This is a genomic window from Acinetobacter sp. EKM10A (genome assembly GCF_011075215.1).
In the GTDB taxonomy this organism is placed as follows: domain Bacteria; phylum Pseudomonadota; class Gammaproteobacteria; order Pseudomonadales; family Moraxellaceae; genus Acinetobacter; species Acinetobacter baumannii.
In genome coordinates this window covers 24,677-38,041 of the sequence record NZ_JAALLK010000009.1, presented here as the reverse complement: position 1 = coordinate 38,041, position 13,365 = coordinate 24,677, and the positions used below count along the sequence as shown (strand labels likewise).

Annotated in this window: 10 protein-coding genes; 7 read left to right on the top strand and 3 right to left on the bottom strand. The window is 38.6% G+C overall.

The genetic code is table 11. From position 1 onward, the window contains the following. The first annotated feature begins 8 nt into the window (after positions 1-8). Positions 9-1,346: a TrkH family potassium uptake protein gene (locus G9371_RS12455; protein WP_000053917.1), complete on the top strand. Its 1,338-nt coding sequence runs from the start codon at positions 9-11 to the stop codon at positions 1,344-1,346. Positions 1,347-1,387: 41 nt separating this feature from the next. On the opposite strand, the gene G9371_RS12450 is transcribed toward G9371_RS12455, so the two are convergent. From G9371_RS12450 to G9371_RS12440, 3 genes are all read right to left on the bottom strand, one after another. Next, positions 1,388-2,539 carry a phospholipase A gene (locus tag G9371_RS12450; RefSeq protein WP_000885654.1) on the bottom strand — a complete coding sequence of 384 codons (1,152 nt, stop codon included), beginning with the start codon at positions 2,537-2,539 and terminating at the stop codon, positions 1,388-1,390. Between the two features lie 20 nt (positions 2,540-2,559). Beyond that, entirely contained in the window at positions 2,560-5,499 is a 2,940-nt protein-coding gene (locus G9371_RS12445; RefSeq protein ID WP_029424755.1) for an insulinase family protein, read from the bottom strand. 251 nt (positions 5,500-5,750) lie between these two features. Then, positions 5,751-7,847 (bottom strand): TonB-dependent receptor, encoded by a 2,097-nt coding sequence (locus tag G9371_RS12440; RefSeq protein ID WP_000831235.1) that lies wholly within the window; start codon positions 7,845-7,847, stop codon positions 5,751-5,753. A 237-nt stretch (positions 7,848-8,084) separates the two neighbouring features. Between G9371_RS12440 and G9371_RS12435 the strand changes: the two genes are divergently transcribed. From G9371_RS12435 to cydB, 6 genes are all read left to right on the top strand, one after another. After that, the gene (locus G9371_RS12435) at positions 8,085-9,089 is read left to right on the top strand and encodes an adenosine kinase (RefSeq protein ID WP_000246666.1); all 1,005 of its coding nucleotides are present in this window, start codon (positions 8,085-8,087) and stop codon (positions 9,087-9,089) included. Positions 9,090-9,105: 16 nt separating this feature from the next. After that, the gene (locus G9371_RS12430; RefSeq protein WP_000134203.1) at positions 9,106-9,414 is read left to right on the top strand and encodes a Rieske (2Fe-2S) protein; all 309 of its coding nucleotides are present in this window, start codon (positions 9,106-9,108) and stop codon (positions 9,412-9,414) included. Positions 9,415-9,439: 25 nt separating this feature from the next. After that, positions 9,440-10,048 carry an OB-fold-containig protein gene (locus tag G9371_RS12425; RefSeq protein ID WP_000753036.1) on the top strand — a complete coding sequence of 203 codons (609 nt, stop codon included), beginning with the start codon at positions 9,440-9,442 and terminating at the stop codon, positions 10,046-10,048. 382 nt (positions 10,049-10,430) lie between these two features. After that, the gene (gene cydP / locus G9371_RS12420; RefSeq protein WP_000053889.1) at positions 10,431-10,625 is read left to right on the top strand and encodes a cytochrome oxidase putative small subunit CydP; all 195 of its coding nucleotides are present in this window, start codon (positions 10,431-10,433) and stop codon (positions 10,623-10,625) included. Beyond that, positions 10,625-12,211: a cytochrome ubiquinol oxidase subunit I gene (locus G9371_RS12415; RefSeq protein WP_000622647.1), complete on the top strand. Its 1,587-nt coding sequence runs from the start codon at positions 10,625-10,627 to the stop codon at positions 12,209-12,211. The genes cydP and G9371_RS12415 overlap by 1 nt, the downstream gene beginning before the upstream one ends. Next, positions 12,208-13,353: a cytochrome d ubiquinol oxidase subunit II gene (gene cydB / locus G9371_RS12410; protein WP_000575152.1), complete on the top strand. Its 1,146-nt coding sequence runs from the start codon at positions 12,208-12,210 to the stop codon at positions 13,351-13,353. The genes G9371_RS12415 and cydB overlap by 4 nt, the downstream gene beginning before the upstream one ends. The last annotated feature ends 12 nt before the right edge of the window (positions 13,354-13,365 follow it).

Here is a 13,365-nt window from a genome sequence, read left to right as displayed (position 1 = left end):
CAGAAAATATGTCTCTTAAGCCTAAACCGCATAAAACACTAAATTTAAGCCCACCTTCTCTGTTAGCACTGGGCTTTCTGGGCTTTATTGTCTTTGGCACATTATTGCTTAAACTTCCTATTGCCAATAACGGACATGTTAGTTGGATGGATGCTCTATTTACGGCGACCTCGGCAGTCACTATTACAGGTCTATCCGTTTTAAATATTCATGAATCTTTTACACTTTTCGGACAGGTCATTATTTTATTATTGATTCAGTCAGGTGGTTTAGGCTTCATGACTTTTGCCATTTTGGCAGCATTAAGCTTATCTCCTAAAGTTGGCCTTAAACAGCAAATGATGGCTCAAGATAGCCTTGGGCAGACTAGTCTTTCAAAGGTTACTTTTGTGGCAAAAGGTGTTGTTACTTATACACTTCTTTTTGAACTGATTGGAACAGTGATCTTAACTACCGCATTTACACCGATTTATGGCTTTGCTCGGGGACTGTATTATGCAGTTTTCTATAGTATCTCATCATTTAACAATGCGGGTTTTTCACTATTTAGCAACAGTTTAGTTAACTTCCAAAGCAACTACCTTATATGTATTACGATTAGTTTGCTCTATACATTAGGTGGACTGGGTTTTTTAGTCCTCATGGATATCAAACAAAATAAAAAATGGAAAAAACTCAGCCCAAATAGCAAACTCATCCTAACAACTATTGCGATTATTAATTTGGTTGCGTTTGTATTAATTTGGGTTTTGGAAGCACAAAATCCTCATACCTTAGGTCTGCTCAATGTAGGTGATCAAGCTTTAAATGCATGGTTTCAAGCGACTGTTCCACGTTCTTCAGGGTTCAATACTATTGATACCGGAGCAATGACCAACAGTAGTTCTTTACTAATGATGCTACTCATGTTCATCGGTGGAGGTTCACTCAGTACTGCTGGAGGTATAAAAGTCGGCACCTTTGTCATATTAGTTTTAAGTGTACTTTCCTTTTTAAGACGTACCGATGAAATCAGGGTTTTCAATCACTCTGTCTCTCACGAAACTACTTATAAAGCCTTAGCTGTCACTGCAATTACCAGTATTCTCATATTTATCGGGTTCTTTATACTTTTACTTTTAGAACCTAAAGCAGACTTTATGAACTTATTATTTGAAGTCGTTTCAGCAGCCTGTACGGTAGGGCTTTCGCGCGGTATCACGCCAGATTTACATAATGGTAGTTTATTTATTTTAAGCTTACTTATGTTTGCAGGTCGTTTAGGCCCCTTAACACTCGCCTATTTAATTGCTACTCCTAAAAAAAGCCGTCTCAAACATCCTCAAGCCAATATTCAAATTGGTTAATAAAAAAGCCGCTGTAAAAGCGGCATTTTTATAGGTCAAACTTAGTACCAGTTCATGAGTGAAACACCCAAGCCGGCATAAGTTGCACGATGGTTATAGTCAATTAAGCTTTCACCATAACCATTAAATAATTGGAAGTGTCCGCGCAGCTTGCCACTAATCGGGAAAGCCCAGTCAAACTGAACAGCACCATGAGAATCATCACCACCTTTTAAAGAGTGACGTAGCATTAATGAGAAGTCATTTTGCTTCCACTTATAAAAAGCAGTTAAATCACCACGACCGATGTAATCTTCCATATCTGGATTATTATCATCTTTGCTGTCTTCTTCAATGCGTATCCATGGACGAAGCATTAAAGCAAAGTTACCTCGTTCTAAACCAACATTAAAGATGACACGGTTCCAGCTACGAGATAAAGGATCTGAACGTCCATTTGATTGGTGATTTAAAGTTACCCCAAGCAAACGACCATCTAAGCCAAGCAACTCATAGTTTGTTCTAAACATTAAACTTGCTTCTGGCTCATAGTTCGTTTCACGGAATGGACGAGATTCTTCAGCATTAAAGGTCTGCCAACGTGAAGATTGAGTATAACCTACCCACAAGTCACCATTGTTACCAAAAATATTTTCCCAAGCTTTCGTTTTCAAAGAAATCTGGAATTTACTTTCAGTTGATTTAAGGTTTTGGGCCTCTGTCACCGTATTATTTGGGTTTGGACTGCTTGGAAACTCATTTTTATCACTCGTCCAGAAAACTGGTAGCAAGTAAACAGGTTGATAAGCACGAATATTCCAAACACCCAGTTTGCTTTTTTCAGATAACTCCCAACGTTGATCTAGTAAAGACGTAGTAGGTTCAAGTGTAGGTGCCTTACCAATTACTTTGATATTACTTACCTTATCTACAACCTTTTCTTTAAATGTTTCAGGTTGAACAACAGGTTTATCAATTTTTTTAACAGGCTCTGGTACTACTGCGGCTTGAACTACTGGTAAGGCCGATGGTTTAAACACAGCATCATAACAAGCTAGGCGATCAGCATTCGAAGCAAGGGCAACACATGCATCTACACTCGCAGGTTTTACAGGGGCTAAGGTGTCGGCATATGCCACCGACGCACATAAACAGCTAAGCAGGGTTCCCATACTTAGCTGTAAAGATGTGCGTTCAAATTGTCTGAACGCCATGTTCATCTCCAATTTTTATTTTAATTAACTTGTTTGATCGTAAAGCCCAGTTGTTGCAATTCATCACGTTTTGCAAAAGGTGCAACGACAGCTTTTACAGGTGTTTGTTCAATTAAATATTGACGCGCAACACGTTGTAAATCTTCTAAAGTTACATGCAATAATCTTTCACGTAATGTACGACGGAAAGTCGGAGTTCTTGCATGCAACAATGCATAACACGCTGTTATTGCTTCACCTGCTGGTGAACCAGGTTTGTCCATACTTGCCACCAGACCAAGAATTGCTTCTTCAAGCTGATGAGGTTGTTGCTCTGTGTTTAACAACCATTGCACGCTCGCTTCAAAATCTTTAAAAGTCTCAGCTAAGCGTGGATCACGGTAACTAAAGAAACGGAATGAACATGCATTTCCGTCATAACTAGCCCCCCCACCATAAGCACCACCTTTTTCACGGATAGCACTGTGCAAGAAACCATTACGCAAGTAAGCTGCCAATACCATTAGAGGTGCCGCATCTGGATGAGATACTTCCACAGCTTGATATGCAGAGGCACAGAACTGAACATTGGTTTGAATTAACCAAGCTTCATGTTCATTATCATTTTCTTGCTCAACTTGGGTTAACTCAGTTGCTGCTGTATCAACGTTTAATTTATCCCAAACATTTTGAATTTCTTCAACTAAACGCTCTGACTGATGCTCTTCACATACGAGCAGGAACTGTTTAGGTGCTTGCAATAATTTTGTATGAATATGCTTCAATTCAGTAATAAGCGCATCATAAGCAGCATCATCTTGGGTAATTTTAGTAACAAGCTCGCCTAACCAGTTCAACGCACCTAAGCCAGTGTTTTGATAGTCGCGTTGAGCTAACGCACTCATATTACGAGAAGCAATCTGCATTGCATAACTATGACCAGCACCAGATAAACGAGACTGCCAGCGTGTCTTACGTTGCTGCAATAACTCAATGATTCGCTCTTTTTCATCAAAACGGAGTTGTTCAAATGCTAATTTCAATAAATGAATTGCATCAAACTTTTGAGTTAGAGATTTGGTCGTTAATGTTAACCAAGCGCTAATTTTATCTTTATCATCAACTTTACTGCGTAAAGAAGCGCCCATTCCTAAACCGCCACTTACAGCTGTTTGTAAATTTTGTAGTTCAAGATAGTCATACTCACCTGCACCAACCTCTCCCATTAAAATAGAAAGTAAATTGAAATATGGTGACTTAACCACATCATCAGGAATTTGAATAAGTACTTGTTGATAGTAAATGCCATTCGTTCCGGCATGATACAAATTCAACGGCGTATCCATTCGATTACAGATAATTTCACGCAATTGACCTTGTACAATATGCAAGTCAGCTGGCACGTCTTCTAGACCTACTTTTGGCAACAGTTCAAGATTATCTGGTGTATCTTGACGCTCTTGCAATGCCTTGGTTTTAGCGATGATCTCTGCTTTATCTTCTTCAGTTAGCTTTTCACCAATCGCAGCTAAACGTGCTTTTTCAGCTTCTTGCTCTTTCGCCGACTTGGTTGCATCCGGTACTAAAGTCATTTGCACGCGGTGCGGATTATCTAATAAATGGGTTTGAATCAGGTTAGATAACCACATTGGGTCTTGAAGTTCTTCTTTGACCTGAGCAATGGCACTATCAACATCCCAAATTTGAATCGGATCGTTATGGTGAATCGCACCACTTAAACCATTTAAAATTAGGCTTAAGCCATATGGTGTACCATCACCATTAATTTCACGTTGGTGTAACTCGATTTGATGCAAAATTGCATCAACTAACGATGAGTCAATTGGTTTTGCAGCTACTTCACGTAAAACGTTTAAAACACCATCTCTAAAGCTCTGTGCATGCTCTGGATTTGAACCTTGAACACCACAGTAGAACGTCATTTCAAAGTTACTATCGTCTACCCCCATTAAAGGACCAGTCGACTGAGCATAGCCACAAGTTTCTAAATAATGACGAAGTGGTGAAGCTGAGTTTTCGAGTAAAACGCCTTCTACTAATCGCATACCCAGACGAAGTTTAATGTCACTCGCCTGAGGTAATAACCACGACAATACATGGTAAGTTTTGTCCTTTAACTCATCGCCATCAACAGCATAAGTTTCAGTGACTTCAACAGGTACCGTTAAGCGTTTTTCTGGTTTCGAATATAAAGTTGTACCAGCAGTGAACTTATGTAGAGCCAATTTTTCAAATTGCTCTTGTAATTCATAGGCGGTTTGGTTACCAAAAGTCATAAATACCGCATTACTCGGATGATAATGGGTTTTATAAAATTCAACCAATTGTTCATACGTTAAGTCAGGAATATCTTTTGGATCACCGCCTGAGTTGTAGTGATAAGTGGTTTCAGGGAATAGATGATGAGCCAACTGATGATAAAGCTGATCAGAAGGCGCACTCATTGCACCTTTCATTTCATTGAAGACTACGCCTTTGTATACAGGCTGACCATTTTCAAGTTCAATACGGATACCTTCCTGAGCAAAATCCAGAGGATTCAAATTTGCCGAGAAAGCAGCATCAAGATAAACAGATAATAAGTTTTGGAAATCTTTCTTATTTTGAGTTGCAAATGGATATGCAGTCCAATCTGCTGCTGTAAACGCGTTCATAAAAGTATTTAATGAACGGCGTATCATTAAGAAGAATGGATCACGAACAGGAAACTTTTCAGAGCCACATAAAGCAGTATGCTCTAAAATATGTGCAGTTCCTTTAGAGTCCATAGGTTGTGTTCTGAACGCAACAAGAAATACATTTTCATCATAATCAGTTGCCAAGTGATAATGCACCGCACCTGTGACTTTATGCTTATATTCAGACACTAAAATATCTAATGCTTCAACATGGTGCTGACGTAGCAACTGAAACGCAGGGTGAACAGTTTGAGAAATGGTTTCAGTGACATCTACAGTCATGTGATCTCCTAACATATCGGATAAGTGAATAAGTCTCATTATAGCCTGAGTCGGCTTGAGAATGGCGAATAAAAGCCAAGCAAAACACTATGTTTTTGTTAAGTATTAGTTTTCATAGCCATAGCTTTAATATCAAGCACATAGCCCACGTCGTTGTATCCTATCAGAACAAAACCTTTTAATACTATCTATATCCTACACGACAAATAAAAAAGCTCATCGAAATGATGAGCTTTTTAGAGTTTTTTTAATTAAAAACGATAGCGAAGTGCAACTTGAGCATTTAAAGGATCGCCCATCATGTTCGAATCATTTGCTCCACTATGACCTGACACAAAATAATCGCGATCAAACAAGTTATTTAGGTTTAAGTTCACATCATAACGTTCACTTTGATAACCTAACGCCGCATTTACAACTGCATATCCCGGTAAAACGTTTTTGTTGTCTGGCGCACTAAAACGTGATGATTCACCACGACCACCTACAGCTGCATACCAATGATCATTAATTTGATATTTTAACCATAAGTTAGCAGTGTTGTTTGGCGTGAGCGCAGAATGATTGCCTGTAAAACCAATAGCCGATTTTTCAATCTTACCATCCATATACGAATAACCAGCCAATACTGACAATTGATCGGTCAACTGACCTGTTAATGAAAGCTCAACACCTTTGGTTTTTTGCTCACCTGCCAACAATGCTTGATTTGGGTTTGCTGGATCTTGGTTTTGAATATTAGTTTGGCTCATCTCAAACAAAGCCAAGGTTACATTCAACTGATCATTTACATCCCACTTTGCACCGATTTCATAGTTTTCAGTTTTTGTTGGCCTTAAGTCATCACTGTTTTGATAAAAAACAAATGAATCAGCCAAAGGTTGGAAAGAGCGGTTATAAGAAGTATAGAGTGAAAGGTTGTTTACTGGCTGGTAGACCACTCCAATTCGTGGAGAATAAGTATTGTCAGTACGGTTTAAATCTAAATTCGCGCTCGTTTTATCATCACGATCTTGCGATAGATTGTCATAACGTAAACCAACTAAAACCTTAAGCTGGTCTGTAACAGTCATTAAATCTTGGATGTATACACCATAGTTTTCAAAAGTATTACTATTGTTATTACGTGCAGTTGTAGTTCCTGTATTAATAGGCGCCCAATACTCTAATTTAGGATTATATAAATCAGTGGTTGTTTTAGCACCTTGCCAAAGTATCTCATCTTTATGCTGCTTGCTATATTCAGCACCAATTAAGGTATTGTGCTTTAAAAAACCTGTATTAAATAAAGCGCTCAACTCTTGTTGAACATACACACCATCTTCATTACGTAAGCGTTTATTCTGGGTTAAAGTAATTTTTGACTTATCAGCAGCTGGATGTGAATCTACACTATATTGACGATCAAGTGAGTAGTTATAGTGGCGAACTGCACCATGATATTTAAAATTATCATTAAACTCATGATCTAAGCTGATAGTTTGGCTTGAGATTTCAGTGTCAACATCCCCAACCTCTTTACCATTTAAAGCGCCATAAAAAGTTTTAGGATTTGTTTTAACAGGTTTACCTGTAATCGGGTCTGTTGGGAAACCTTGATCTGCCAAACGGTTATCATGCAAATAGTCGACCTGAAGTAAAAGTTTGGTTTTATCAGTAATATCCCACTGTACAGATGGAGCAACCGCTTGACGTTTTAAAAAAGCCTGATCACGGTAACCATCCGAGTCTTCAACTGCACCAGTTAAACGAACCTTAACATTCTCTGCGACTTTTTCATTTACATCGACTTCTGCACGGCGTTGCCCTGTTGTACTACCAATCAGGCTCACTTCACGCAAAGATTGATCGATTGGTTTTTTATTAATCTTGTTAACTAAACCACCTGCTGAACCACGTCCATATAATACCGAAGCAGGTCCTTTTAAAACTTCGATCCGCTCTACATTCGACATATCGCGAAAATACAATGCGTCATCGCGAATACCATCTACATAGTTATCGGTGATTGCAGAGAAACCACGAATCATGACCTGATCACGTTGTCCATCTCCTACACTAAAGCTTAAACCTGCAACGTTTTGCAAGGCACCTTGCATAGAGGTGACTGTCTGTTCTCTTAAAACTTGTTTGGGTACAACGTTTACAATTTGAGGGACATCTTTTAATTGCATAAGTCCTTTAGTTGCACTTGATGCTTGCCCCACTTCTTGTTTTAAACTGATTTCCTTATCAGCTTTGACTGAAATTGTTGGAAGGTTGGTTACCGCCTGTTGATCTGCTTCTAGAGCATATACATGGCTTGTCATAACCCCAACTGATGAAATAAATAAAACTGAACGCTTCATATAAGTTCGCTACGAAAAATTTCAGGCGAAGTTTCAATGAAACAGTATAGATTTGTAAATATTAGCAAGAATCATTATTAATTGATAATATTTATTAAAAAGATTATTTCAATTGCTTAGGCAAACAATAAAACTCTGCTAGCCGCTGAATAACCTGAATTTTATTCAACAAACTACAGCAAATGTGAGCAATGGTGTAAACTTATCGATCTGATTTTTTATTCTGTGACAACACATATGGCAACTGTAGATCTTTTTGCAATTGGTAATGCATTAATCGACCAAGAATTTAAAGTTTCTGATGATTTTCTTAGTCAGCAAGGCTTACAAAAAGGCACCATGCAGTTGTCTGATGGTGAAACACAATCTGCCCTTTATGAAAAATTAAAACAAACTCAAGATTACAAAGGTCAAGCAAGTGGCGGCTCTGCTGCAAATACAACTGTAGCGTTTAGTGCATTAGGTGGTAGCGCATTTTATGGTTGCCGCGTTGGTCATGATGAATTAGGTGGAATTTACCTGCAAGGGTTAAATGATGCAGGCATCCAGACTACACCAAAGTCCATCAGTGAAGGGGTGACCGGTACCTGTATGGTCCTGATTAGCCCAGATTCTGAGCGTACTATGCATACCTATTTAGGTATTACCGCTGAGCTCTCTCAAGACCAAATCGATTTTGAACCATTAAAAACAGCAAAATGGCTTTATATTGAAGGCTATCTTTCTACAAGTGAAACAGCACGTAAAGCGGTAAAACAAGCTAGAGAAATTGCAAAAGCTCACGGCGTTAAAATTGCCCTATCTTTATCAGATCCTGCAATGGTTCAATACGCTCGTGAAGGCCTAGAAGAGCTTATGGATGATGGTGTGGATTTATTGTTCTGTAATGAACAAGAAGCCTTAATGTATACCAATACCACTACTGTTGAAGATGCACTTACTCAATTACGTTTTAAAAACCATACTGTTGTGATTACACAAAGTGCAAAAGGTGCTCTAGTTGCAAATCCAACTCACCATTTTCACGTTGCAGGCCGTCATGTTGAAGCTGTAGATACAAATGGTGCGGGTGATGCTTTTGCAGGTGCCTTCCTCTACGCATTAAACCATCATGAAGATTTAACTGCTGCTGCACAGTTAGCCATCTTAATTTCAAGTGAAGTCGTGTCTCAATTTGGTCCTCGTTTAGCCATTAATGACTATGCTAAACTTCTCGAAAATTTTCAGAAGGAATGTGCTTGAAATGGAAAGGATCTGTATGACGGAAGAAGTTCCTGAGCGTGAAGCTAGAGCTTTTGACACTTTACAAGGAACTACTATTTTCATTACACAGCGTGATGGCTCTTTCTACGCCTATCAGAATTTATGCCCACATTTGCAAACCGAACTTGAATATCTAGAAAACCAATTTCTAGATCAAGACCAAGAATATATCCAATGCTCAACCCACGGTGCTTTATTTAACGTGGAGACTGGTGAATGTATTTCAGGTCCTTGTTTAGGTGAGTTTCTAAATAAAGTTGAGATTAAGGTACATTCAGATGGCGGTATTTATATCGTAGACTGAGATCATCAACATTAGAGTTTCTACCATGGCTGATTTCTTTTTTAATTATTATCTTATGCCATTTCATTTAAGTGTTGTGGCTTTGATATTGCTCAGCGTGGTAGAAACTATTGGTATGTATGTTGGTTTACGACCAAGCCAGCTATTAAAAAAAATTGCGCCAGTTTGGCTTACCAATTCCCCTTTGCTCAATGTTAAATTTTCTAAAGCTCTAATTTTTGTTTTTTTACTCATCAATTTCAGTTTTGCCGGTTATTTTTTACAGCTTTCTTTCTTTGCTATACAGCATTACTTTATCACGCCGTTTTACTTAATCATTCCTGCACTGGTCATCGCGATTTTCTTTACCGTATTTATGATTCACTGCCTTGATCAAGTCATTAAGCCCAAGCTTACACATACCAACTATAACCTTTTAGGGCGTCTAGCAACTATTTCCAGTGGTAGTGCAAGACCTGGCTTTTCAGCACAAGCTCGTGTACGTGATGAGTTTGGACAATTGCACTATGTCCAGGTTGAACCTGAGTATGGTGAGTTAGAACTATATTCACAAGTCATTCTTATCAAAGTGCATAAAAGCCATTATGTTGCCAAGAAAATTTCTGTTTCGAATGACCTTTTCGCGCCTGATTAATTATTAATAATTCTTCTCGTCTTTTATTGCTTTTAAAAAGTTTTATTATTGCCTTTATTTTACTGTTATTTTAATTGAATATTAAACCAACCATTTTAGTTAGAAATAAAAAACACTTTATTATATCCAACCTTTTTAATCAGAATTAAATATAAATCAAACTATTTTAATCAACTTAATATTTTTATTTACAAGTGTTTTGGTTGGATTTAATAATTAATTCAAACTATTTTAGTCAGATATTTTATCAATAATTATTTAAATTATTAACCACATGATTTTTATTAAAAAAATAATTAAGTTTTTATTTAAAATATATTTATTGTTTATTTTTAATATATTTTGATTAATAATGAAATTAATATGTATCGAGGTTTATTTTATGAGCCTTAAAAATCTAGATATTAACTCCCGATTAATTAGAGAAATCGCAATTATTCTAATAATTAAAGTCGCGCTTCTCTTAACAATCAAACATATTTGGTTTGACGCTCCCACTATCCCCAAAAATTTTGACAATCAGGTCGCCGAGCATATTGCAGGCGATAACTCTTCCCACATTAAGGAGACACGTTGATGATTTCTGAAAGCGTGGTTGATCTTTCGCGGTTCCAATTTGCCATGACCGCAATGTATCACTTTCTTTTCGTACCTTTGACCCTAGGCCTTGCGTTTATTCTGGCTATTATGGAAACCACTTACGTTATATCTGGTAAAGAGATTTACAAGGATATGACTAAGTTTTGGGGAAAACTATTTGGTATTAACTTTGCCTTAGGCGTAACTACAGGCTTAACCATGGAGTTCCAGTTCGGAACAAACTGGGCATATTACTCTCATTATGTAGGTGATATATTCGGTGCGCCATTAGCAATTGAAGGCTTAATGGCATTCTTCCTTGAGTCTACATTTATCGGTCTATTCTTTTTTGGATGGGACCGCTTAAGTAAAGTTCAACATCTAGGAGTAACTTGGTTAGTTGCCCTAGGTTCTAACATGTCAGCGCTCTGGATTTTAGTTGCGAATGGCTGGATGCAAAACCCTGTAGGTGCAGCATTTAACTTCGAAACTATGCGTATGGAGCTTGTTGATTTCGGCGCACTTATTTTCAACCCGGTTGCACAGGTTAAATTTGTACATACTGTTTCTGCCGGATATGTAACAGGTGCGATTTTCGTACTCGCCATTTCAAGCTACTATCTACTCAAAAAACGTGACCTTCCTTTCGCACGTCGTTCATTTGCAATTGCTGCCATTTTTGGGCTTGCTTCTACACTTTCAGTAATTTTACTCGGTGACGAGTCGGGTTATGAGTTAGGTGATGTTCAAAAAACTAAACTCGCTGCAATTGAAGCCGAATGGGATACTCATCCTGCTCCTGCTCCGTTTACTTTGTTTGGTGTACCAAACCATGAAGAAATGCGAACAGATTATGCAGTTAAAATTCCATACGCATTAGGCCTCATCGCCACTCGTTCAACTACCAAAGAAGTTACTGGTTTAAAAGACTTAATGCAGCAGCACGAAGTTCGTATTCGTAACGGTATGCTTGCTTATGCTGAACTTGAAAAATTACGTGCTGGTGATCGCTCACCAGAGTTATTAGCTTCATTTGAGAAAAATCAAAAAGACTTAGGCTATGGTCTACTTCTTAAGAAATATGCTCCGAATGTAGTCGATGCAAGCGAGCAGCACATTCAAGCAGCGGTAAAAGATACTATTCCGAATGTTACAGCTCTGTTTTTCTCTTTCCGTGCAATGGTTGCTTCTGGCTTCCTAATGCTGCTTCTTTTCATTTTAGCAACTTGGGCGGTAGCGAAAAGAAATGCTGAGAATAAACCTTGGCTACTTAAATATGCATTATTTGCCCTACCACTTCCGTGGATTGCTGCACAAACTGGTTGGTATGTAGCAGAGGGCGGCCGTCAGCCGTGGTCTATTGGTGAAATTTTACCTACACACTTATCAGCTTCAAGTTTAAGTACGGGCGATGTGTGGGGCTCAATTCTCGCTCTAGCAGCGTTCTATACCGTACTTTTGATTATTGAAATGTACTTAATGATTAAGTTTGCTCGCTTAGGTCCAAGCTCACTTCACACTGGTAAATACCATTTTGAAAAACAAGAGCCAAAAGCAGCTGTTAATGGGGAGGCTTTATCATGATTGAATATGAACTCCTAAAAATCATATGGTGGGTGTTAGTTGGAGTCCTACTCATTGGATTTGCCCTAACCGATGGTTTCGATATGGGCTCAATGGCACTCATGCCTTTTGTTGGTAAAACTGATAACGAACGCCGTGCTGCTATTAATACGATCGCACCTCACTGGGACGGTAATCAGGTCTGGTTTATCACTGCTGGTGGTGCACTATTTGCAGCTTGGCCAATGGTATACTCGGTCGCATTTTCCGGAATGTATTGGGCCTTATTACTTGTACTATTTGCCCTGTTCTTACGTCCTGTAGGTTTTGATTATCGTTCTAAACTTGAAAATACCCAATGGCGCAACTCTTGGGACTGGGGACTTTGTATTGGTGGTGCCGTACCAGCGCTTGTTTTTGGTGTTGCCTTCGGTAATTTATTCTTAGGTATTCCGTTTAGTTTAGACAGTACATTACGCTCGGAATATTCAGGTAGCTTCTTTGCTCTTCTTAACCCATTTGCTTTAATTTGCGGTATTGTCAGCCTTTCTATGTTGTGTGCTCATGGCGGCGCTTGGCTTATGCTACGCACAGACGGTGCCTTGAAACAACGCTCTGCTAAAGCAACTCAAATTATGGCAGCCATATTTTTAGTTTGTTTCCTTGTAATTGGTGCATGGTTGTACTTCGGTCAAGTCCCAGGTTATAGCTATGCTGCTGCAGTTGATCCAAACGCAGCACTTAACCCTTTAGCCAAAGAAGTAGTCACAAACAACAACCCAGGCTGGATGAATAACTACAGCAGCTATCCGATTACAAAAGTAGCTCCTGTACTGGCAATTTTAGGGGCAATTATTGCCTTCTTTACAGCATCAAAAGCCAAAGCGGGTTTAAGTTTTGCTGGCACAAGCTTAATGATTGTAGGTGCGATTTTAACTGCCGGTTTTGCACTCTTCCCATTTTTATTGCCATCAAGTGTTAATCCAAACTCTAGCTTAACAATGTGGGATGCCGTATCAAGTCATCGTACTTTAGGGGTTATGACTGTTGCTGCATGCATATTCGTTCCGATCATTTTGATCTACACCAGTTGGTCGTATTACAAAATGTGGGGCGTTATTACTAACAAACATATCGAGTCAAACTCGCATAGCCTGTACTAATAAGGAGAAGCA

Coding starts and splice junctions, on each gene's coding strand:
- G9371_RS12455 (WP_000053917.1), top strand. CDS start 9: ATGTCTCTTAAGCCTAAACCGCATAAAACACTAAATTTAAGCCCACCT.
- G9371_RS12450 (WP_000885654.1), bottom strand. CDS start 2,539: ATGGCGTTCAGACAATTTGAACGCACATCTTTACAGCTAAGTATGGGA.
- G9371_RS12445 (WP_029424755.1), bottom strand. CDS start 5,499: ATGACTGTAGATGTCACTGAAACCATTTCTCAAACTGTTCACCCTGCG.
- G9371_RS12440 (WP_000831235.1), bottom strand. CDS start 7,847: ATGAAGCGTTCAGTTTTATTTATTTCATCAGTTGGGGTTATGACAAGC.
- G9371_RS12435 (WP_000246666.1), top strand. CDS start 8,085: ATGGCAACTGTAGATCTTTTTGCAATTGGTAATGCATTAATCGACCAA.
- G9371_RS12430 (WP_000134203.1), top strand. CDS start 9,106: ATGACGGAAGAAGTTCCTGAGCGTGAAGCTAGAGCTTTTGACACTTTA.
- G9371_RS12425 (WP_000753036.1), top strand. CDS start 9,440: ATGGCTGATTTCTTTTTTAATTATTATCTTATGCCATTTCATTTAAGT.
- cydP (WP_000053889.1), top strand. CDS start 10,431: ATGAGCCTTAAAAATCTAGATATTAACTCCCGATTAATTAGAGAAATC.
- G9371_RS12415 (WP_000622647.1), top strand. CDS start 10,625: ATGATTTCTGAAAGCGTGGTTGATCTTTCGCGGTTCCAATTTGCCATG.
- cydB (WP_000575152.1), top strand. CDS start 12,208: ATGATTGAATATGAACTCCTAAAAATCATATGGTGGGTGTTAGTTGGA.